At 73.8% G+C, this 20,986-nt stretch carries 21 protein-coding genes and 1 pseudogene; 8 read left to right on the top strand and 14 right to left on the bottom strand.

Going from position 1 to position 20,986, the window contains the following annotated elements:
* The 5 genes and pseudogenes from ICW40_RS01565 to ICW40_RS01545 form a co-directional block, all read right to left on the bottom strand.
* Positions 1–192, bottom strand: a pseudogene (locus ICW40_RS01565) (anti-sigma factor); the annotation flags it as partial.
* Entirely contained in the window at positions 179–847 is a 669-nt protein-coding gene (locus tag ICW40_RS01560) for an RNA polymerase sigma factor (RefSeq protein ID WP_221652073.1), read from the bottom strand. The gene ICW40_RS01560 and the pseudogene ICW40_RS01565, both read right to left, overlap by 14 nt.
* Positions 847–1,539 carry a class F sortase gene (locus ICW40_RS01555; protein WP_221652072.1) on the bottom strand — a complete coding sequence of 231 codons (693 nt, stop codon included), beginning with the start codon at positions 1,537–1,539 and terminating at the stop codon, positions 847–849. The genes ICW40_RS01560 and ICW40_RS01555 overlap by 1 nt, the downstream gene beginning before the upstream one ends.
* A gap of 155 nt (positions 1,540–1,694) precedes the next feature.
* Positions 1,695–2,522, bottom strand: coding sequence for a DUF4397 domain-containing protein (locus ICW40_RS01550; RefSeq protein WP_221652071.1), 828 nt, complete (start codon positions 2,520–2,522; stop codon positions 1,695–1,697).
* A 235-nt stretch (positions 2,523–2,757) separates the two neighbouring features.
* Positions 2,758–3,558, bottom strand: a complete 801-nt coding sequence (locus ICW40_RS01545) for an alpha/beta fold hydrolase (RefSeq protein WP_221652070.1) — start codon at positions 3,556–3,558, stop codon at positions 2,758–2,760.
* A gap of 68 nt (positions 3,559–3,626) precedes the next feature.
* Between ICW40_RS01545 and ICW40_RS01540 the strand changes: the two genes are divergently transcribed.
* On the top strand, positions 3,627–4,385 hold the full coding sequence (locus ICW40_RS01540; protein WP_221652069.1) for a helix-turn-helix transcriptional regulator: 759 nt from the start codon (positions 3,627–3,629) through the stop codon (positions 4,383–4,385).
* A 38-nt stretch (positions 4,386–4,423) separates the two neighbouring features.
* Here ICW40_RS01540 and ICW40_RS01535 read toward each other — a convergent pair whose 3' ends face one another.
* On the bottom strand, positions 4,424–4,924 hold the full coding sequence (locus ICW40_RS01535) for a hypothetical protein (RefSeq protein ID WP_221652067.1): 501 nt from the start codon (positions 4,922–4,924) through the stop codon (positions 4,424–4,426).
* Positions 4,925–5,040: 116 nt separating this feature from the next.
* Between ICW40_RS01535 and ICW40_RS01530 the strand changes: the two genes are divergently transcribed.
* The 3 genes from ICW40_RS01530 (at position 5,041) to ICW40_RS01520 (ending at position 8,728) form a co-directional block, all read left to right on the top strand.
* The gene (locus ICW40_RS01530) at positions 5,041–6,174 is read left to right on the top strand and encodes a S1 family peptidase (protein ID WP_221652064.1); all 1,134 of its coding nucleotides are present in this window, start codon (positions 5,041–5,043) and stop codon (positions 6,172–6,174) included.
* Between the two features lie 35 nt (positions 6,175–6,209).
* Positions 6,210–6,425 (top strand): hypothetical protein, encoded by a 216-nt coding sequence (locus tag ICW40_RS01525; protein ID WP_221652062.1) that lies wholly within the window; start codon positions 6,210–6,212, stop codon positions 6,423–6,425.
* A 254-nt stretch (positions 6,426–6,679) separates the two neighbouring features.
* Positions 6,680–8,728 carry an NHL domain-containing thioredoxin family protein gene (locus tag ICW40_RS01520; RefSeq protein WP_221652060.1) on the top strand — a complete coding sequence of 683 codons (2,049 nt, stop codon included), beginning with the start codon at positions 6,680–6,682 and terminating at the stop codon, positions 8,726–8,728.
* A 9-nt stretch (positions 8,729–8,737) separates the two neighbouring features.
* On the opposite strand, the gene ICW40_RS01515 is transcribed toward ICW40_RS01520, so the two are convergent.
* Positions 8,738–9,151, bottom strand: a complete 414-nt coding sequence (locus ICW40_RS01515) for a glyoxalase (protein WP_221652058.1) — start codon at positions 9,149–9,151, stop codon at positions 8,738–8,740.
* Positions 9,152–9,221: 70 nt separating this feature from the next.
* Positions 9,222–10,160: a cold-shock protein gene (locus ICW40_RS21335; RefSeq protein WP_221652056.1), complete on the bottom strand. Its 939-nt coding sequence runs from the start codon at positions 10,158–10,160 to the stop codon at positions 9,222–9,224.
* A 307-nt stretch (positions 10,161–10,467) separates the two neighbouring features.
* On the opposite strand from ICW40_RS21335, the gene ICW40_RS01505 reads away from it, so the two are divergent.
* Both ICW40_RS01505 and ICW40_RS01500 read left to right on the top strand, forming a co-directional pair.
* Positions 10,468–11,979, top strand: a complete 1,512-nt coding sequence (locus tag ICW40_RS01505; protein WP_221652054.1) for a vWA domain-containing protein — start codon at positions 10,468–10,470, stop codon at positions 11,977–11,979.
* A 279-nt stretch (positions 11,980–12,258) separates the two neighbouring features.
* On the top strand, positions 12,259–12,435 hold the full coding sequence (locus tag ICW40_RS01500; protein ID WP_221652053.1) for a hypothetical protein: 177 nt from the start codon (positions 12,259–12,261) through the stop codon (positions 12,433–12,435).
* 77 nt (positions 12,436–12,512) lie between these two features.
* On the opposite strand, the gene ICW40_RS01495 is transcribed toward ICW40_RS01500, so the two are convergent.
* The 4 genes from ICW40_RS01495 to ICW40_RS01480 all read right to left on the bottom strand — a co-directional run bounded on the left by ICW40_RS01495 (position 12,513) and on the right by ICW40_RS01480 (position 15,464).
* Positions 12,513–13,373: an aminoglycoside phosphotransferase family protein gene (locus ICW40_RS01495; protein WP_221652051.1), complete on the bottom strand. Its 861-nt coding sequence runs from the start codon at positions 13,371–13,373 to the stop codon at positions 12,513–12,515.
* Positions 13,374–13,503: 130 nt separating this feature from the next.
* The gene (locus tag ICW40_RS01490; protein ID WP_221652050.1) at positions 13,504–14,007 is read right to left on the bottom strand and encodes a CinA family protein; all 504 of its coding nucleotides are present in this window, start codon (positions 14,005–14,007) and stop codon (positions 13,504–13,506) included.
* Positions 14,008–14,093: 86 nt separating this feature from the next.
* Positions 14,094–14,756 (bottom strand): biliverdin-producing heme oxygenase, encoded by a 663-nt coding sequence (locus tag ICW40_RS01485; RefSeq protein ID WP_221652049.1) that lies wholly within the window; start codon positions 14,754–14,756, stop codon positions 14,094–14,096.
* A 108-nt stretch (positions 14,757–14,864) separates the two neighbouring features.
* Positions 14,865–15,464, bottom strand: coding sequence for a TetR/AcrR family transcriptional regulator (locus ICW40_RS01480; RefSeq protein ID WP_221652047.1), 600 nt, complete (start codon positions 15,462–15,464; stop codon positions 14,865–14,867).
* Positions 15,465–15,527: 63 nt separating this feature from the next.
* On the opposite strand from ICW40_RS01480, the gene ICW40_RS01475 reads away from it, so the two are divergent.
* The gene (locus tag ICW40_RS01475; protein ID WP_221652046.1) at positions 15,528–16,055 is read left to right on the top strand and encodes a DinB family protein; all 528 of its coding nucleotides are present in this window, start codon (positions 15,528–15,530) and stop codon (positions 16,053–16,055) included.
* Positions 16,056–16,834: 779 nt separating this feature from the next.
* Here ICW40_RS01475 and ICW40_RS01470 read toward each other — a convergent pair.
* Positions 16,835–18,265: an Nramp family divalent metal transporter gene (locus tag ICW40_RS01470; RefSeq protein ID WP_221652045.1), complete on the bottom strand. Its 1,431-nt coding sequence runs from the start codon at positions 18,263–18,265 to the stop codon at positions 16,835–16,837.
* Positions 18,266–18,384: 119 nt separating this feature from the next.
* On the opposite strand from ICW40_RS01470, the gene ICW40_RS01465 reads away from it, so the two are divergent.
* A complete protein-coding gene (locus ICW40_RS01465; protein ID WP_221652043.1) occupies positions 18,385–19,296 on the top strand; it encodes a cation diffusion facilitator family transporter in 912 nt (303 codons plus the stop codon).
* Between the two features lie 25 nt (positions 19,297–19,321).
* Here ICW40_RS01465 and ICW40_RS01460 read toward each other — a convergent pair.
* A partial coding sequence (locus ICW40_RS01460) for a glycosyl hydrolase family 65 protein (protein WP_221652042.1) occupies positions 19,322–20,986 on the bottom strand: 1,665 nt, incomplete at its 5' end.

Here is a 20,986-nt window from a genome sequence, read left to right as displayed (position 1 = left end):
GCCCCACACCTCGGGCGGCGGCGCGACGAGCGCCTCGTGGGCTCCCGTCGCGCGCCCGACGGCGACCACGGCGCTCAGCTCGGCCACCTCGGCGGCGCAGCGCTCGCACGAGGCCACGTGCGCCCGGTCGGCGTCGGCGGCGGGCTCGCCCAGCGCGATCAGCGCGAGGGTCTCCTCGTCAACGTGCTCCACCATCCACCTCCAACCGGTCGCGCAGGCGCAGGAGACTGCGCCTGATGTGGCTCTTCACCGTGCCGAGCGGCAGTCCGAGCCGCTCGGAGATCTGGTCGTGCGTGAGGTCCTCCCAGAACGCCAGGGTCATGATCGTGCGCTGCGGCTCGCCCAGCCTGGTCAGCTCGTCGGCGACCGTGAGGCGGTCCGCGAGCTGCGCGGTCTCCGGCTCGGGGTCCGGTCCCGTCGTCGCCGCGACGGCGACCTCGTTGCGCCGGTCGCGTCCGTACCGGGCGTGCACGTCGGCGACGGCGTTGCGCGTGATGCCGGTGAGCCAGGCCCGCAGCGGTGAGCGCGCGGGGTCGAAGCCGTGCCGCCCGCGCCACGCGCTGACGAAGACCTGCTGGGTCACGTCCTGGGCGTCCTGCTCGTCGCGGAGCGCCCGCAGTGCGAGCGTGTGCACGAAGGGCGCCCAGCGCCGGTACGCCTCCGCGAGCGCCGCCTCGTCCCCGCTCGCGAACGCGCGGCCCACCGCGTCGTCCGCCCACGTGGCGGGCGCGTGGAGCTGCGTGACCGGTGACGAGGACAGCGGAGCGCTCCTTCCCGCCGTGCGTCGGGGCCGGCGCGTCGGCGCGGCGGTGGGGATGTCGACGCGGGCGCCGACGGCGAGGGTCATCAGCCGAGCACGGGGTCGGCCGTGACGATGATGTTGTCGGAGTAGCGACGCTCCTCGCGCTGGAACGTACCACCGCACGTGATGAGGACCAGTCGGCGCGGTCCCTCGCGCGTGAAGACGGCGTCCCAGGCGGCGTCGGACTTGGCGACGGCCACCACGCTCGTGACGGCGAAGGGCACGACGGTCCCGTCCGCGAGCGTGACGTCCACGACGTCGCCCGGCGCGAGCTCCTGCAGCCGGGCGAAGGGCCCGAGGCCCGCCGAGGCCACGGAGTCGACGTGCGCGGCGACCACGGTCGTCCCCTCCGCGTCCGACGGCGCCGCGCCGAACCGGTACCAGCCGGCCCGCTCCGCGAGCGGGGGGATCTCCATCTGCCCGTCCGCCTGCACGCCGACGGGGTCGACGGGCAGCTGGACGTCCAGCGCGGGGATGCTGACCGCCGTCGGCGCCGGCCCGACCGGCTCGGCGGCCGAGGCGAGGTCAGCCGACCGGACCGGAACCTCGGGCAGCGCGGCGGCCGTGGTCGGGGGATCGGTCGGCCGGTCGGTGTCCTGGCTGCTCGTCGTCGCGGGCGGCGGCGTGGGCTCCGCGGCGGTTCCGCAGGCGGCGACGACGAGGACGAGCGCTGCGGCGCCGGCGAGGCGGGCCGTGCGCCCGAGGCGGGCGGTGCCCCGGAGGGTGCGTGCCGTCATGGTGACCTCCGGTCGGTCGGTCGGTCGGTCTGTCTGTCGGTCGGTCTGTCGGTCTGGGTGGAGCGAGCGTCACCCGGCCGACGTCGTCGTCGACCGGGTGACTGCCGGGTGCGGCGCCGCAGAGATGGCGCCGCACCCGGCCTGATCGGTGTGGGTCAGTCCTGCTGGGCCGGCGCGAGGACGCGGCGACGCAGGAGGACGGCGCCACCAGCGGCGGTCAGCAGGGCCGCGCCGATCAGCAGCGGGGCGGACGAGGAGGTGTCCGCCAGTCCGAGCTCACCCGACGGGACGCCGGCGGGTGAGGAGTGCAGGCCGTCGATGGTCTGCACGGCGAGCTGCAGGTTGCCCGCGTCGAGCGAGCCCCACGCGTAGACGATGGTGCTGGTGCCCTCGGTGACGGCGACGTCGGCCGGGCCGATGACGGGCGCGGTCGTGCCGGTCGCGGCGACCGCGGCGGAGACGGTGCCGGCGGGGAGGTTGAGCACCTGCTCCGCGGGGTTGGAGAGGTTGGTGATGACGGGCGAGCCACCGGCCAGCACGTCGACCGCGGGCGCCGCGGCGGTGTGGCGCACGGTGAGGCGGCCCTGGCCCGCGGCGGTCTGCGAGATGTCGTTGGTGAAGAGGGTCGCGGTCGGGGCGCCCGCGGCGTCGAGGTGGGCGACGGCCGTGTAGTTCATGCCGGCCATGAGCGGCAGGTCGACCGGGCCGATGGCCGGGGCGCTGGCGTCAGCCGCGTCCGCTGCGGTGATGGCGACGCTGTAGGTGCCGGCCGGGAGGTCGAGCGGGCCGGCGAGGTCGCCGGGCTCGAAGTCGTCGAGCGTCAGCTCGCCGTTGACGTAGACGTCGACGACGAGGTCCGGGACGCCGTGCAGCACGGAGAGCTGGGCGTTGCCGGCCGTCGCTGCACCGGCGGGGAGTGCGCCGAGGGCGGCGAGGCCGAGGGCGGCGGTGCCGGCGAGGCCGGCGGTCAGACGAGCACGCATGGTTTCCTCCTGAGTCCTGCCCCGTCCCCGGGGCGTCAGAACTGCTTGACAACTGAACTACCGACGCGGGGCGGCGTTCAGATGCAGCGAGTTCGAAGATCTTTCTCAGGAGGTCGATCGGGGCTGCGCCAGGACATGCGGCGCACGTGACGCGAGTGGCGGGCGTGCGCTCGAGGGAATCTCTCGGGGCGACACGAGTCCCGTCCGTCACATGCGCCGCACGTCCTGGGGAGCCTCAGGCGCGGGCGGCGGCCGCGATCACGTCGGCGAGCTCGACGGGCCGGGACAGCATCGGCCAGTGGCCCGTCGGCAGGTCGACGTACGTGACGTCGCGGACGTCGGGCAGCTCGGCCGGGATCTGCCCGCCGGCGACGAGCTGCTGGAGCACGTCGGACGGGATGCTCGTGCAGATCACCGTGGCCGGGACGTCGAGCCGGCGGGGGTCGGTCGGACGGGCCGGGTGGCTCGCGACCGCCGGGGGGTGCGCGACCGCCCGCTCCACGAGCTCGGCGCGGAGCGCGTCGTCGAGCCCCTCGGTGCTGCTGCCCTGCTCCGCCATCTGCTCCCAGGTGGGCAGGGGGACGTCCGCGACCGCGTCGGGGTTGATCGCGTTGCCCTCGCGCATCGGCCCCGAGTCGACGTACACCACGCGCCGGACCCGCTCGGGCGCACGGTCGACGACGTGCTGGACGACCATGCCGCCGCCGCTGTGCCCGACGAGCACCACGTCGCCCTCGAGCGTCGAGAGCAGGTCGACCACCGCGTCGACGTGGTCGTCGAACGTGACGTGGGAGCGGTCGTCGTCGGGCGACGCGAGGCCCGGCAGCGTGACCGCGTGCGGCGTCAGGCCGGCGGCGCGCAGGCCCGGGACCACGCGGTCCCACGCCCACGCCCCGAGCCAGAAGCCCGGGACGAGGACGACATGGGTCGTGGTGGTCGTCGTGGCGGAGGTGCTCGTGCTGGCGGTGCTCGTGCTGGCGGTGCTCGTGGTGAAGGTGGTCGTGGTGGCGGCGTCTGCGCCGGGCTGGGTCGTCATGACCCCACTCTCGCGCCGCCTCGGTGACACCTGTCTGTCACCATTGTCCGGACAGGTCGGAGGAGCGCATGAACCGCACCGAGCGGCTCTACGCCGTCGCGGAGGAGCTGCGTCGCGCGGGGCGTCAGGGCACGTCGGGGCCGCGCCTCGCCCGGCTGCTCGAGGTCAGCGAGCGCACGATCAAGCGGGACGTCTCCGCGCTCCAGCAGGCCGGCCTGCCGATCTGGGCCCAGCCGGGACCCGGTGGCGGGTACGTGCTCGACGCCGTCGCGACCCTGCCGCCGGTCAACTTCACGCCCGCCCAGGCGGTCGCCGTCGCGGTCGCTCTTGCGGCGATGCCACCGGGCAGCCCCTTCACGGCCGACGGCGTCGCGGCGCGCGGCAAGGTGTTCGACGCGCTGGGTCCCGGCGACCGCGAGCGGGCCCGTGAGCTCGCCGCGCGGGTGTGGCTCGACGCCGGCCATGCCCGGGACGGCGGCACGAGCGTGCCCGGATCCGCGCCGGCGGACGCCTCCGGGGCGGCCGCAGCGGTGGATGCCCCCGTGCTCCGCGCCGTCGAGGAGTCGCTCGGCCGTCACCTCGTCCTGACGATCCGCTACCGGTCCCGCGCCGACGTGGTCACGCGCCGGCAGGTCGAGCCGATCCTCCTCGCCCACGCGCGCGGGCGCTGGCACCTCATCGCGTGGGCCCGCGACCGCGACGCGGTGCGCTGGTTCCGGCTGGAGGCGATCGAGAAGGCCGACGTCACGCGCGAGCGGTACGAGCCGCGGCCGGTCGCCGTCGTCGGCGAGCCGCCGCCGGGTGCCGCACCGGCGGTCGCCCGATGAGACGGCTCGGGCGTCCGGCGTCTTGCAGCAGGCCAGCGTCAGAGCACGCGGAACCGGACGCCCGGGTCGAGCGCGGCGGTGACGTGCAGCGTCGCGTCCTGGAGGCGCAGGTCCGTCACGACGAGCCCCGAGACCTTGCTCGCGAGCAGCCGCCTCACGTCGACGGCGACGACGGGGTCGCCCGCGCCGGTCCGGACGTCGACCGCACCCTCGGGGATGCCCTGCTCGCGCAGCTTCGCCTTGATCTGACCCTCGATCAGCGGCAGGAAGCGGTGCAGGGGGATGCCGCGGCTCTCCGCGGTGACCGTCAGCGTCGCGACGCCGTCGGCCCAGCCGGTGAAGGTGGCGGCGATGGGCACGCGGCCGGCGAGGCCGCCCAGGAAGCGTGCGAGTCCGCCCGAGCGGCCCATGACCTGCCCGGCGTCGACCTGCAGGTGGACGGCCGAGCCCACGACGCGGATGTCGTGGACGAACGGCGGTATCGCGCCCTGCGCCTCACCCAGGGCCAGCGCCTCGCTGAGCGGGAGCTCGATCCGCACGGTGCCTCCTCGGGGTCGCCACCGCCCTGCGGTGGTGCGCTGCTGCTCGTGAGTGCACCGTACGGGTGTCGGTGGCACGCGGCACACTCCAGGGACACGACGACGCAGGGGGACGGATGAGCAGCACCGCACTGAGCCTGGACGAGGCCCGACGCACCAAGCAGGAGGTCGCGGCCTACGTCCGTGAGCTCACCGCGCACCAGGTCGGTGCGAGCGCCGCGGGCGGGCGCTCGGGCGTCGCCGTGGGCCTCGCGCCGCAGCCCGACGGCGGGTACGCCGTGGCCGTGCGCTACCGGCTCGGGCACCCGCGCACGCGCATGGTCGCTCGTCGTGTCGCCGAGCAGGTCGGTCCGGCGGTGGACGTCCGCCGCACGGGCCGCATCAACGCGGTGCCCGGCCGTGGCGGGTCGGACGCCGTCGCAGCGATCTCGTCGGCCGAGCCGGCCGACGGAGCGGGGACGGGCGGGCGGGACCAGACCGCGGGGACCGGACCCCGACCCCCGGTCGTCACCGCGCTCGCCGCAGGTGAGACGGGGCGCGCGCGCCCCCTGCGCCCGGGAGTCTCGATCGCACACGTCTCCGTGAGCGCGGGGACGCTCGGCGCGTTCGTGCGCGTCTCGGGTCGCCTCCACGCGCTCTCCAACTACCACGTGCTGGTCGGCTCGCCCTCGGCCTCGATCGGCGACCCCGTGCTCCAGCCGGGCCCGGCCGACGGCGGGCGGGACCCGCAGGACCGCATCGGTTCCCTCGCCGCGTTCGTCGAGCTCCGGCCCGGCGTCACGGCGGTCGTCGACGCGGCCGTCGCGCTGCTCGACGAGGGCATCGGGGTCGACCTCGCCTACCCGGTCGGGCCCGTGACGGAGGTCGCGGACGCGCTCGGCGCGGAGGAGGTCGAGAAGATCGGCCGCACCACGGGCGTGACCCGCGGCCGGATCACCGCGATCGAGCTGGACGACGTCGTCGTCGGGTACGGCGAGGAGCTGGGTGAGCTGTCGTTCGACGGTCAGATCGAGGTCGAGAGCCTCGGCACGGGGCCGTTCTCGCGCGGCGGGGACAGCGGATCCCTCGTCTACCTGGCCGGCGGTGACGACCGTCCGGGTACCGCTGTCGGTCTGCTCTTTGCCGGAAGCGAGAGTGGGGGCGAGAATGGCACCGGGCTCACGTACCTCAACCCGATCGGCGCGGTCCTCGAGCAGCTGGGCGCCGAGCTCGCGGTGGAGGTGAGCTCCGGCGGGTCCCCCTCCCGCTGACGCGCGGCCTCGGGCCGCTCGACGACGAGGTGACCATGGCCGATCTGCAGCAGGCACGGACCGCGAAGTCCCACCTGCGCACGGCCCTGGCCGGCCGCGACGGCGTGCGCGGCATCGGCCTCCAGGCGTCCGGCGACGGCTACGAGCTCCGCGTCAACGTCGAACGTCCGACCGACGGTGACGGCGTCCCCGACCGGGTCGACGGCGTGCCCGTGGGCGTCCGCGTCGTCGGAGCGATCCGCGCGAGCTGACCCCTGCTGCGGGGCCGGCCGTAAGGGACCGGAGCCGCCCGTCCCGGCGGCATACCGCGGTCGCCTGCGCCTTGGCTGGTGACTTCGCGTCGCCATGTGACGCCAGATCACCAGTGACGCCAGGTCACCAGTGACGCCAGGTCGCCAGTGACGCCAGATCCCTCGGGACGTCCCCGGCCGACGCCGGGACGCAGGTGGAGCCCGGCGTGCGGACGACCGGCATACACCTCGCACGGTTCGTGTTCACTACCGACGTGACCCAGACTGCGCAGCGCCTGCCCAAGGTCCGTGCCTCCGAGCTCGTCGGCCGCGGCTGGCTCAACACCGGCGGCCAGGACGTCACGCTCGCGGACCTGCGCGGCAAGATCGTCCTGCTCGACTTCTGGACCTTCTGCTGCATCAACTGCCTGCACGTGCTCGACGAGCTGCGTGAGCTCGAGGAGCAGTACCGCGACGTCCTCGTGGTGGTCGGGGTGCACTCGCCGAAGTTCGTCCACGAGGCCGACCCGGTCGCGCTCGCCGCCGCCGTCGACCGGTATGAGGTGCACCACCCCGTCCTCGACGACCCCGAGCTGACCACGTGGTCCGCGTACAGCGCGCGCGCCTGGCCCACGCTCGTCGTCGTCGACCCCGAGGGCTACATCGTCGCCCACATGGCCGGCGAGGGGCACAAGAACAACCTCGCGGTGCTGGTGCGTGAGCTCGTCGCCGAGCACGAGGCCAAGGGCACCCTGCACCGCGGCGACGGCCCGTACGTGCCGCCCCCCGCCGCCGAGACCACGCTGCGCTTCCCCGCCAAGGCGCTCCGGCTGCCCAACGGCAACCTGCTCGTGGCCGACGCCGGACACCACTCGCTCGCCGAGCTCGAGGCCGACGGCGAGACGCTCGTCCGCCGCATCGGCTCGGGCGAGCGCGGCCTGGTCGACGGCGGACCGGACGAGGCGCGCTTCAGCGAGCCCAACGGCCTCGGCCTCGTGCCCGAGGAGCTGCGCTCCCGCGTCGGCTACGACGTCGTCGTCGCGGACACGGTCAACCACGCGCTGCGCGGCGTCCGGCTCGACGACGGCTCCGTCCGGACGCTCGCCGGGACCGGGCAGCAGTACATGGTCGGCGCGGCGGACAACGTGCTCGCCGACGACGCGCTCGACGAGGTGACGCCGCCCGCCGCCGTCGTAGCCGGTGCGGCGGCCTTCACGTCGTCGCTGACGATCGCCCTCGGCGCCGACCAGACCGCGCAGATCCGCGGCGTCGACGCCGCGCGGCGGCAGAAGCTCTCCTCGCCGTGGGACGTCGTCTGGTTCCCACCGCTCGCCGCCTTCGTCGTCGCGATGGCGGGCAACCACACCCTCTGGGCGTTCGACCCAGAGGCGGGCACGATCGAGCACCTCGCGGGCACCATGAACGAGGGGCTGCTGGACGGGCCTGGCGGCGAGGCGTGGTTCGCGCAGACGTCCGGCCTCGCGCTCGACCCGGCCGGGCGGCTCTGGCTGGCCGACTCGGAGGTGTCCGCGCTGCGCTTCCTCGAGGCGCAGCTGCCCGCCGACGACGACGGCCAGGTCGTCCTGTCGAAGGACGGCCTGCTCGACGCGACGCGCGTCGGCACCGCCGTCGGCGCCGGGCTGTTCGACTTCGGCCACCGCGACGGCCCCGCATCCCAGGCGCTGCTGCAGCACCCGCTCGGCGTCGCCGTGCTGCCCGACGGCTCGATCGCGATCGCGGACACGTACAACGGCGCCATCCGGCGCTACGCCCCCGGTGTCGACGGCGAGGGCGAGGTCACCACGCTCGCGCGCGACCTCGCCGAGCCCAGCGGCCTCCTCGTCGATGTCGGCGACGACGGCGCGGTGGACCTCCTCGTCGTCGAGTCGGCGGCGCACCGGCTCACGCGGCTGCGCCTGCCCGCCAAGCTGGCCGGCGAGCTGCTCGACCACGGCGCGCACCGCACCCAGCGTCCGGTGTCCGAGGTCGGCGCGGGCGAGGTGCGGCTCGACGTCGTCTTCACGCCCGCGACGGGTCAGAAGTACGACGACCGCTACGGGCCGTCGACGCGCCTGCAGGTCTCCTCGACGCCGCCCGAGCTGCTGCTCGACGGCGCGGGCGACGACGTCCCGCTCGAGCGCGTGCTGCGGATCAACCCCGCCGTCAGCGAGGGCGTGCTGCACGTCACCGCGCAGGCGGCGTCGTGCGACGCCGACCCGGCGATCGAGTTCCCCGCGTGCCACCTCAACCAGCAGGACTGGGGCGTGCCCGTGCGCGTCGTCGACGGCGGACCGGGCGTCCTCACGCTCCCGCTCCACGGCTGAGGTCGCGGCTCAGACGCGATCCTCAGATGGGTCGGCGACGAGCTCGACCTCGAACCCGGAGGCGTCCTCGAGGTACCCGGCGTAGTGCTCCGGCCCGCCGGCGTACGGATGGGCGTCAGCGAACATCAGCGACCACCCGTGCTCGACGGCGCCCGCGATCAGGGCGTCGAGCTCCGCCCGGGTGCCCGCCCGGAAGGCGACGTGGTTCATGCCGCTCCGGAGCCGGTCGTGGCGGCCTCGTCGATGCGCGGCGCCGGACTCCAGGACGACGTAGGTGTCCCCCGTGGTCCAGCTGCGACCGGTGCCCCACGTGCTGGTGACGGCGTAGCCGAGCTGCTCCAGCAACCAGGGCCAGGGCCCGTCGGCCGACGTCGCGTCGTCCATCCACAGCTCCAGGTGGTGCAGCTGCCCGCGTCGGCTCATGCCGCCATCCTCCACGGCACGCGGCACCGGTCCCGCCCGTCGGGGGGGCGGGGGCCGATCGGGCGGTCGCTCAGATCCGCTCGACGTGGTCCGCCTGCGGTCCGCGGTCGCCCTGGCGCACCTTGTACCGGACGCGGTCGCCCTCCTCGAGCGGCTCGCCGCCCCGGACGACCGACACGTGCACGAACAGGTCGGCACCACCCGCGTCCGGGGCGATGAAGCCGAAGCCGCGGTCGGCGTCGTATCGCGCGACCGTGCCCTCGCCGCCGCGCACCGGGGCGCCGGACGACGTCGGGCCCGCCGACCGTCCGCGGGGGGCGGGCGCACCGCGCCGTGCCGAGCCACCCACGAGCCGCACGTCCCGGGCCTGCGGCCCGCGCTCGCTCTCGGCGACGTCGAAGGTCACGCGATCGCCCTCGGACAGCTCGGTGAGCCCGCCGGCCAGCGCCCGCGCGTGGACGAAGACGTCCTCGCCACCGGACTCCTGGGTGACGAAACCGAAGCCCTTGTCGGCGTCGTACCAGGTCACCGTGCCGTCCGCGCCGTCGGACGCCCCAGCGGCACCCGACCCCGCCTCGGCCCCGAGCGGCAGGAGGTGGTCCGCCTGCGGACCCTTCTCCCCGGGGACCACGAGGAACGCCACCCGCTGCCCCTCCGAGATCACCCCGCCGCCCACGATGGCCGAGCTGTGCACGAAGATCTCGGCCCCGCCGCCGTCGGGCGTGATGAAGCCGTAGCCCTTGCCCGGCTCGTACCAGGTGACGGTGCCGAGGACGCCCAGCGCCGCGTCGACGGCGTGGTCGCCGACGACCCGGACCCGGCGGGCCTGCGGGCCGCGGTCGCTCTCGCCGACCTCGAACTCGACCGCCTGACCCTCGCGGAGCTGCTTCGGGCCGTCGTCACCGACGATCTCCGACGCGTGCACGAACAGGTCCTCGGCCTCGTCCTCGCGGGCGATGAAGCCGAACCCCCGCTCGGCGTCGAACCAGCGGACGGTTCCCTCAGGCACGGTGGACTCCCTCGTCGAAGCTCAGGTTGTGGTCTCCCAGTCTCCCTGACCGAACCGCCGATGGCCGCCCCGTGCCCCCTTGCGACGGGCGCCGACGTCGCGGTGGGTGCCCCCTGAGGCTCGGGGATGCCGGCGACCACTCGTACCTCGAACGGCGTAACCGCAGGTCACGGCCCGGATACGAAGTGCCCTCCCGGGACACGGAACCCCATCGGTCTGATCACGAGCCTGCAACGTCGACCACGGCGGGCCCTCCCGCGCCCTAGCGTCACGACCACAAGATCACGACGACCGGGACGAGGCAGAGATGAGCACCATCCACGGCAGGACGACCGGTCTCGCCGCAGCGGCGCTCGCCGTCGCCCTCGGTCTGACCGCGTGCAGCGACGGCAGCGGAGGCGCGAGCGAGAGCGAGTGGGACGGGTCGGGCGACGTCCAGCCCGGTCCCGAGGTCGTCGAGGAGCCCGGCGTCGACCGGGAGCCCGGGGAGCTCACCTCCGACACCCGGCTGACCGACCCGGCGCAGGACGCGCTGTCGACGTTCGCGCTCGACATCGACACCGGCTCGTACAGCCGGTTCCGCGACACGGTGATGAACGAGGGCTACGTCGACCCGAGCGAGGTCCGCACCGAGGAGTTCATCAACTACTTCGCGCAGGACTACCCGACGCCCGAGCAGGGGCTCGGCGTGAGCATCGACGCCACCGTGCTGCCGTTCGAGCCCGAGCACCGGCTGGTCCGCGTCGGCGTCGCGAGCGCACCCACCTCGGACTCCGCGCGCGACGACGTCGACCTCGTCCTCGTCGTGGACTGCTCGGGGTCGATGGGTGAGGCCGGGAAGATGGAGACGACCAAGAGCGCTCTGCGGACGCTCGTCACCTCGCTCCGGTCCACCGACCGGGTCGCCATGGTCTGCTACTCGACCGAGGCCCGGGTGGTCCTCGAGCCGACGCCCCTGTCGGAGCGCGACGGCGTCCTGACGGCCGTCGACGGGTTGGAGCCCTTCGAGTCGACGAACGCCGCGGCGGGCCTGGCGCTCGGCTACGACCTGGCCATGTCGATGCGCACCGAGGGCCGGATGACCCGGGTGGTCCTCATCAGCGACGGCGTCGCGAACGTCGGCGAGACCGACCCGGACGGGATCCTGTCGCGGATCAGCACCGAGGCGAAGGCGGGGATCAACCTCATCTCGGTGGGCGTCGGCATCACGACCTACAACGACCACCTGCTCGAGCAGCTGGCCGACCAGGGCGACGGGTGGCACGTCTACGTCGACTCCGACGCCGAGGCGGAGCGCGTCTTCGCGACCGGGCTGACCGGCTCGCTCGTCGTGGCCGCCACGGACGCGCGGGCGCAGGTCGAGTTCGACCCCGAGCAGGTCTCGGGCTACCGGCTCATCGGCTACGAGAACCGTGCCATGGCCGACGACGACTTTCGCAACGACGCCGTCGACGCCGGCGAGGTGTTCGCCGGCCACACGACCACAGCGCTCTACGAGGTCGCCCTCCGCGACGGCAGCTCGGAGGAGCCCTTCGTCCGGGCGACCGTGCGCTACCTCGACGACGCCGGTGAGGCCGTCGAGCGCTCCGCGAGCCTGGTGGGCTCCGAGACCGCGGCCTCACCGCGCGAGGCGTCACCCCGCCTGCGCCAGGACCTCGTCATCGCGCTGCTGACCGACCGCCTCCTCGACGGGCCGTGGTCGGAGATCGTCAGCGACGCCGACCTCCGCGCCGAGGCCGAGGCGCTGCCGCGAGCCCTGGACTGGGACGACGACGTCACGCAGCTCGTCGACCTCGTCCACCGCGCGACCACGTACTGACGGCCCGCTGTGTGTCGACGTGCGTTCTTCGCGACATCGTCACAGGTGCGCCCCATGCGCCTGACCCGGCGCGACTAGCGTCACGTCATACGGCCTGACGGCCGATGTTCGAACCGGAGGTCTGTCGTGGACGCTCGCGCACGAGGACGTGTGACGGTGGCGCTGGGGATCCTTGCAGCGCTGTGCGCATCGGGGTGCACAGGTGGCGGGGAGATCAGCGTCGGCAACACCGGTGACGCGAGTGTGACCGTTCGGTTGGGCGACGAGGACCTCGGTGAGGTGACCGCAGAGGGCGGTGTGGTGCTGCACGACGTCACCGACTGCTACGAGGGCCCGATCGTCGTGACCTACGCAGAGGGAAGGACCGTCGAGCTCGACGGTCCGATCTGCCCCGGACAGCGCCTCGTCATCGGCAACACGACGGCCCAGCTGCTCGAGTCGACCGGGCGAGACTGATCGGTGCTGGGCCGCAGCACCGCCTGTCGACGGCGCCGGGGGGCCCGAGGCTCGTGCCCAGACTCAGGTACTCGTGGCTACGGTCCGAGTCGCTTCGTCACAGCGTCAAGGGTGGGCCAGGGAGGACCACCGTGCAGCAGGCGAAGGAACTCTTCCCGGAATCGCAACCCGTTCGGGAACTTGTCGCCCTCCTCCCAGCGCCAGGCTGCAACCATGGCGAGCACGAGCTCGCGACAGTGATCGAGGAGCTGGTGGTCGACACCCCGGTACCGCTCGGCGACGTCTCCGGGAACGTGCGCGAGGTCGAACTCGACGGGCCCGGTACAGCACGTCTCGAAGTCGATGAAGAGCGGACCGTCGTCGGTGGGCAGGATGTTGCCGGGATGGGGCTCACCGTGGAGCAGCTGCTCGCGTCCGCTCTTCCCGATCGCCTCCCGCAACCATCGGAGCCTGCTGCCGAGGAAGACCCGCTCGGCCTCGGGCAGGTCAGGGGAGGAGTCCGGCTCGGCAACGATCCGCTCCGCCGCCGCGATCCGCTCGGTGAAGCGCGGGAAGATGCCTTCAGCGCCTCGCATCTCGAGGTGCAACCGTTCCAGCGCACGGACGTAGTCGGCTGGAGCAGCAGCAGGTGTCGCCGGCCGGTAGTAGACCCACAGCGTCACCGCGAAACCGTCGCGGGTGTAGACCAGCGGGTCGACACGAGGCTCCAGCGCGCCTACGGGAGCTCCGAGGTCGGCGAGCTGTCGAGCGACGTCGACCTCCAGCTGTGCGACCTCGTTCCCGACATGAGCGACCCGAGCCAGCACGCCACACGGCTCCAGATGCAGCGCGAGCCTGTTGGAGTTGTGGAGGACGGTCGCGTCGCTGCCCGGTAGATCGAGAGACAGGGCAACTGCGGTCGCGGCGTCGATCGCGCGCGCCAGGTCGGGGGGATCCACACGAAGGATCGTGACAGCACGACCAGGTCGACGGCGCGTGCGCCGGGCAAGCGGCTCCCGGCATCGACCTCGACGCCCTCCGCGAGCTGGTCGGCCCTCGCAAGGGGCGAGCTCGATCAGCCGCGTCGCGTCAGAGCGCCCCGGTGACCGCGCGGCGCAGCAGCTCCACGGCGTGCTTCGTTGTCGCCACGAGCACCTCGGGAGGCGACCCGGCGAAGACCTGCTTCTCCGTGTGCTCACCGCCGGGAGAGGCGACCGCGAACCACACCGTGCCGGCCGGCTCGCCCTCGTCGGGGTCGGGCCCGCCCACCCCGGTGCAGGAGACGACGAGGTCGGCGTCGAGCAGCCGGGCGGTCTCGCGCGCGAGGATCGCGGCGCACTCCTCGGTGACGACCGGTCCGCGCGGGACGCCCAGGAGGCCGAACTTCACCTCGGGCGAGTAGCACGCGATCGTCCCGCGGAACCATGCCGTCGCCTGGGGCGCGGCGGCCAGGACGGTGCCGATGGTGCCCGCCGTCAGCGACTCGGCTGTGGCGACGGTCCAGCCGCGCTGCCCGAGCGCCTCGGCCAACCCGTCCGTCAGGTCCTCGGCGGCTGCGGCGGTGGTCTCGACGGCGGTGCTGAGGTTCGACATGCGCACCAGGGTGACCGACCGGGCACGCCGTCGCACGCGGTGCCGCGTGCGCGCCAGCCCGCGCGCCCGCCCGCCGAAACGGCGGCTCAGCGCAGGTGGATCGCGCCCAGCTCGGCGAACAGCGCGGTGTTGAGCCCGAAGGCGACCTCGGCCTCGGCTGCGACCGCAAGGCGCTCCTCGCGGTCGAAGGGCAGGGCGTCCATCCGGGCCCGGTAGTCGTCCTTGAAGAGCTTGGGCTTGGGGATCGACGTGAACGTGTAGAAGTTCACGGCCTCGTCAGGCACCGCGTAGGCACGCTGGAGGATCGCCTTGACCGCGAGGCCCCCGGAGAGGTCCCCGAGGTAGCGCGTGTAGGCGTGGGCGACGTAGCCGCCGACCCACGTGCCGGCGACCTCGCGCAGCCGGGCGGCGTAGCGCTCGGTGGCGGGCAGCACGCGGACTTCGTCGCGCCAGCCCGGGCCGACGAGCGTCTCGAGGTCACGCTCGATCGACGGGACCCGCCGCAGCCCTTCGACGACCATGGTGGCGCCGGCCGGGTCGGAGCGGACGAAGGGCTCGGCCGCCTCGAGCGCCGTGTAGATGACGTGGTGCTGGGCCGCCAGGTCGGCGTACGCGGCAACGGTGAGCTCGCCGCGCATGAGGGATTCCACGAATCCCGACGTCTCGGCGCGCTCGTGCGCGACCCGCGTCGCTGCGCGCAGGTGCAGCGAGAGCGGAAGCTCCGCCTCGAGCGTGGACGCGCTGCTCATGCGTGCTCCCGGGGGACGAGGACCTGACGACCTGTCAGCACCCAATCACGGGTAAGGCATGCCTCACAAGCAGGCGCCCATGGTCGCCGTCGGGCGCGGCGACGACGCTCAGACGGTCTCCGTCGCCCCGACCGCGCGCAGCACGAACGTCTCGGTCGCGGCGATCGCCGCCTCGCGGGCCGGGCCGTCGTCGGGCACCCCGCGGCTCGAGAGGCACGCGTTGATGAGCGGGACCGTCGTCTCGAGCGGCTGCTTGGGGAACGCGCCCGTCTCGATCCCGGCCAGGAGGATGCGACGCAGGATCGCCTCGACCAGCTCGGCGTGCTCGCGCAGCTGGGCACGCGTGCCGCGCGACAGCACGCTGCGCAGGTCCGGTCCGGGCGCGAGGTGGAACACGCGCTTGAGCTGCGTCTGCTGGCGCACGTAGGTGCGGAGCTGGTCCACCGGGTCGCGCACGTCCTCGAGAGCCCGCTCGAGCGTCGCGACGTACTGCTCTGTCTCGTGCGTGATGAACGCGATGAGCAGCGACTCCTTGTCGGGGAAGTGGTTGTACACGGCCGTCCGGCCGATCCCCGCCGCCGCCGCGATGTCCGCGAGCGTGATCGCGTCGAAGCCACGGTCGCTCATCAGCGTGGTGAGCGCGGCGAACAGCTTGTTGCGGGTCTGCTCGCGGTGCTCCGTGAGGGAGCCCCCGATGATCTTCGGCACCTGCCGATTCTCCCACCCCGCGGACGTCCGTGCGGAGGGAGCGCCCGGCGCTAGTGTCCGGACATGGCTGACGATCAGATCGAACCGGACACCAAGGACTGGACCTGGGTGCTGGACGCGCCGTGCCCCGAGTGCGGCTTCCAGGCCGAGGCCGTGAGCGGCGACGAGATCCCCGCGCTCGTCGAGGGCTACGCCGAGCGCTGGGAGCACGTGCTCACGCGGGCCGACGTCGTCGCGCGGCCGGCTCCGCAGATGTGGTCCCCGCTCGAGTACGCGTGTCACGTGCGGGACGTCTTCACGGTCTTCGCGCGACGCGCCCGGCTCATGCTCGCGGAGGACGGCCCCGACTTCGAGAACTGGGACCAGGACGAGGCCGCGATCGCAGGCCGCTACGGCGAGCAGGACCCCGCCGTCGTCGCGCGCGAGCTGCGGGCCGCGTCGCAGGACGCCGTGGCGGCGTTCACGGGCGTCGCCGACGCCGAGTGGGACCGCCCGGGCTACCGGAGCAACGGCTCGCAGTTCACCGTGCTGAGCCTCGGCCGCTACTTCGTGCACGACGTCGTCCACCACCTGCACGACGTCCGCGGCTGAGCGCTGGGTCGGCTGACACCCGGACGGAGCAGTGCGGCGACGCCGGTCGTGCACAACTTTCATGCACAGGCTTGTGGGTAACTGTGTGGATGACCGTGCGGCGATGTGGACGACGCTGTGCGCGAGCGGTGGACAAGAACTGGTCCTCGGAAGGCCTTGTGGCCCTTCGCGGCACAGGACTAGAACTACGTCATCGGCAAGGACGGATCGCCGCACCGACCGGGGAGACCCGGTAGCGCAGGGCCAGGGAGAACCTGGGAGGACGTCGTCGGGGCAACCTGACGGGGACCGACCACGGGCCCCGCGGCCGGCGCGACGGGGTGGCGGACCGCACGAGCCGACCGCACGGAGCAAGGACGGACCAGCTCGCCGGGGTGACCCGGTGGGATCTCGACGGGGCGACCCGGAGAGCTGCGGACGGCGTCGCAGTGGACCGCACCTGACCGGGTGGTAGTGGTCGCCGGATCGACACGACCGGGAGGGCCTCGGCCCCGACGGACGGTCGCAGGGCTCCGGCCCCGCGGCCGACAACGATCCGCCGCACCGCCGGAGCGGAGACGTGGCACCGGGCGACCGGCGCCGCAGAGTCGTGACCACGCAGCAGGGCCCCTCGGACGCTTACTCCGAGGGGCCCTTGCTGCGTCCAGGGTAGGCACGCCCCGTGGCCCGGCGCGCGACCGACACGCGTCCGCCGGGCGACCGGACGGCGAACGTCCGGTGCGCCGGCGCCCGTCGCGACCCGTCAGCCGACCCTCGAGCAGTCAGCCCGCCGCGAGCCGTCAGCCGACCTCGAGCAGCCCGGCCGCGCTGAGCGCGCTGTAGACGCCGAGCAGCAGGATCGCGACGCCGCTCACGGCGAGCGCGATCGCGGAGAACCGCCCGCCGCGCAGTTCCGGGTCGACCTCGGTGCGCCGCAGGTACCACGCGGCCACTGCCACGGCGGCGAGGAAGATCCCGCCGGCCACCCCGCCGATGAGGATCATGATGAACGGCGAGGAGATCCAGAGGAACGTCAGCAGCCACATCGTCGGCAGCGCGACGATGAAGAACCGCATCCAGCCGTTGCGCCGGCGCGAGTCCCGCCAGTCGTAGACGCCCAGGATGCTCAGCGCGTTGGCCCACGACCTCGCCCACGACGGGATCGCGGCCCAGATCGTCGACCCGAGCGCGGCGAGAGCGCCGATGAGGAAGAGGATCCGGCCCCAGTCGCCGAGCACGCTCGAGTACGTCTGCGAGAGCACGAGGATCATGTCGTTGCCCTCGGGCACCAGGTCCTGCGGGTGCAGCACGGCCGCGCCCATGATGTAGAAGGACATCGTCGAGATCGTGTAGATGAACCACGCGGTGATCGCGTCGCGCTGCATGACGGCGATCCAGCCGCGCGCCCGGCGCCGGTACGCCTCGCTCCCGTCGTTCGGCCCGGACCAGCGCGCGTACCCCTTCTCGAGGCACCAGTACGTGTAGGCCGTGATCTCCTCCGAGCCGATGCCGGTGAGGCCGAACATCGCGATCGCGATGCCGAGCGCACCCGCCGGGAGGCTGAACGAGAGGCCGGACGCGAGGTCGCCCCCGGAGTACGCGTACTCGGTCATCGGCAGGCCGAGCGCGATGACCAGCGTGACGACGACGAAGGTCATGGTGAGGAAGACGGCGACCTTCTCGATGAGCCCGTAGCGGTTCGAGTAGAGCGTCGCGATCGCGACGAGCGTCACGACGACGGCCCAGAAGGTCAGCGACGTCGTCTCGAGGGGTCCCGAACCGACCGGCACGAGGATGCTGAGCGCGGCCGCCATGCCGCCGATGAGGCCGCCGGTCTGGATGAGCTTCGAGAGCGCCATGAGCGCCCACATGGCGAAGACCCAGCTCACGCGGCCGAAGCGGGGCGGCACCTTGGCGTAGCCCTCCATGCCGCCCTCGCCCGTGACGATCGAGTAGCGCGCCATCTCGACCTGCACCGCGACCTTGACGAGCGTCGAGAAGACGACCAGCCACAGCAGCACGAAGCCCGCCTGCGCACCGAGCGCGGTGGCGGTGATGAGCTCGCCGGCGCCGACGACGGACGCCGAGACGATGAGCCCGGGCCCGAAGAACCGCAGCGAGCCGCGCCACGTCGTCGGCGGCTCGCGCACGGACGCGGGGTCGAGGTGGTACGGGTCGCCCTCGACGACGCTGTGCTCGGGCAGGGTTGCGGCGTGCTCGACGGCGGACATGGCTTCCTCCTCGGAGCGGCGGGACGGCCTCGGCCCACTCCGACCATGCTCCGCAGGCTTGCGTCCCGCCACTCAGGGGTGCGCGGCGAGCGCCTAGGGTCGAGCACGAGGGAGGGCTGATGGGTCACTCGCACGCGCACGGGACCGCCGCCGGGCGGCACCGGCGCCGCCTCGTCGCCGTGCTCGTCCTGACGCTCGCCGTCGCGGCCGCGCAGGTGGTGGGCGGCCTCGCCTCCGGGTCGCTCGCGCTGCTCGCCGACGCCGGCCACATGCTCACCGACTCGGCCGGCATCGCGATCGCGCTGGTCGGGGTGCACCTCGCGGGCCGACCGCCGACGAGCGCCCGCACGTTCGGGCTCCAGCGTGCTGAGGTGCTCGCGGCGCTCGCGAACGCCCTCCTGCTCGGCGGCATCGCGGTCTGGGTGCTCGTCGAGGCCGTCCGGCGCTGGTCCACCCCGCCCGACGTCGCCACCGGCCCGATGCTCGCCGTCGCGGTCGCGGGGCTCCTCGCCAACGTCGTCGCGCTCGCCCTGCTGCGCGAGGGGCAGCGCGAGAGCCTCAACGTGCGCGGCGCCTACCTCGAGGTGCTCGGTGACCTGCTCGGGTCGGTCGCCGTGATCGTCGCGGGGCTCGTCATCGTGGTGACCGGCTGGAGCCGCGCGGACGTCGTGGCGTCCGCCGCGATCGGCGTCCTCATCCTGCCGCGCGCGTGGGCGCTGCTGCGCGACGTGCTCGACGTGCTGCTCGAGTCCACGCCACGCGGCATCGACCTCGACGCGGTCCGCCGCCACATGAAGGGCGTGCCCGGTGTGGTCGACGTCCACGACCTGCACGCCTGGACCATCACGAGCGGTGTGCCCGCGCTGTCCGCGCACGTCGTGGTCGACGAGGACTGCATCGCGCTGGGCCGCTCGGGTGAGGTGCTCGACGCGCTCGGCGCGTGCCTGGGCGAGCACTTCGACACCGAGCACTGCACGTTCCAGCTCGAGCCCATCGGCCACGACGCGCACGAGCACCCGGGCCACGCGTAGGCGCCGGGAACCCGACGGTCCGGCCTCAGCCGCGGGGCTCGCGCCCCGGCGGCTGCAGCGGCGCCGGACCTGGCGCGTGACGCGGGCTGATCGGCAGGCGGACGGACGGCTCGTCGGGCGTCAGCCGCACCGGGGCGTCCTCGTGGGTCAGCTCGACCTCCGGCCCGGTGGCCAGCCGGTACGTCGCGGCGTCGCGCACGACGTCGACCCGGACCACCGAGCCGCCGCGGCGCAGCCCGAACGCCAGCCGCGTCAGCCCGGGCGGGAGTACCGGGCGCAGGCGCAGCCCGTCGTCGCCCTCGCGCAGGCCGCCGAAGCCCGCGACGAGCGCGGTCCACGCGCCCGCGTGGGCGGCGACGTGCACGCCGTCCTCGGTCGGACGTCCGTCGTCCCGCAGGTCGACGAGCGCGGTCTCGCGCGCGTACGCCCAGGCGAGGTCGAGGTACCCGACCTCGGCGGCCACGACGGCCTGCGGCGGCGCCGAGAGCGAGGAGTCCCGCACCGTGAGCGGCTCGTAGTACTCGAGGTCGCGCCGCTTCTGCTCGAGCGTGAAGGCGTCGTCGACCAGGTACGCGGCCATGACGACGTCGGCCTGCTTGAGCACCTGGTGCCGGTAGAGCGCGCTGTAGTGCGCGGTCGTGTGCAGCGGGTAGTCGTCGGGCTTCATCGCCGCGAGGTCCCACACCGCCAGGTCGGTGTAGCCCGCGTGCTGCTCGGTGACCCCGAGCACGTCGTCGTAGGGGACGACCATCGACGTCGCCGCGTGCAGCCACGCGGCCGGCTCGTCGGGCGTGACGCCGGCGCCGTCCGCGGCGTCCGGGAAGCGCTCGGCGAGCCGCGCGGCCCAGCGCAGCACGCGGGCGGCCATGAGGTTGGTGAACGCGTTGTCGTCCCCGAGGGCGCTGTACTCGTCGGGCCCGGTCACGCCGTCGAGGTGGAACCCCCCGTCGCGGCCGTAGCGCCCGAGGCTGACCCACATCCGGGCCGCCTGCACGGCGAGGTCGAGCGCGACGTCGCGCGTGAAGGCGTCGTCCTGCGTCGCGATCGCGTGCCGGACGGCGGCGTCGGCGACGTCGGACGTGACGTGCGGTGCGGCCGTCCCGGCCGGCCAGTAGCCCGACGACTCGCGGCCCGTGATGGTCCGCCACGGGAAGGCGGCGCCGGCCAGCCCGAGCTCGCGCGCGCGGTCGACGGCGTCCGGCATGGTCCGGTGCCGCCACCGCAGGTGGGCCGCGGCGCCCGCCGGCAGCAGGTGGTTGAGCACGGGGGTGAGGTAGGTGTCCGCGTCCCAGAACGTGTGCCCGTCGTAGCCCGTGCCGGTCAGCCCCTTCGCGCGGATGCCGACGTCGGCCGAGCCGGCCGCCGCCTGGACGACCTGCAGCACCGCGTAGCGCAGGGCCTGCTGCATCTCGTCGTCGCCCTCGACCTCGACGTCCGCGTGCTCCCAGACGCCGGCGAGCACCGCCGCGTGCTCGTCGAGCAGCGCCTCCCAGCCGTGCGGCGCGACGTCGTGCAGCACCGACTCGGCCTCGGCGCGCAGGGCGTCCGGGCCGCGCTCGGCCGCGGCCGTGTACGCGACGACGAGCTCGAGCCGCAGCCACTGCCCGGGCGCGAGGTCGGCGACGAGGCGGGTCGCGTGCGCCGCGCCCTCGCGGGTGACCTCCACGCCGTCGGGCGCGTGCACCCGGTG

The sequence above is a fragment of the Actinotalea ferrariae genome (genome assembly GCF_019733465.1).
Classification (GTDB): domain Bacteria; phylum Actinomycetota; class Actinomycetes; order Actinomycetales; family Cellulomonadaceae; genus Actinotalea; species Actinotalea ferrariae_A.
The sequence above is the reverse complement of the archived record's forward strand: the minus strand, read 5'-3'. Positions and strand labels throughout refer to the sequence as shown.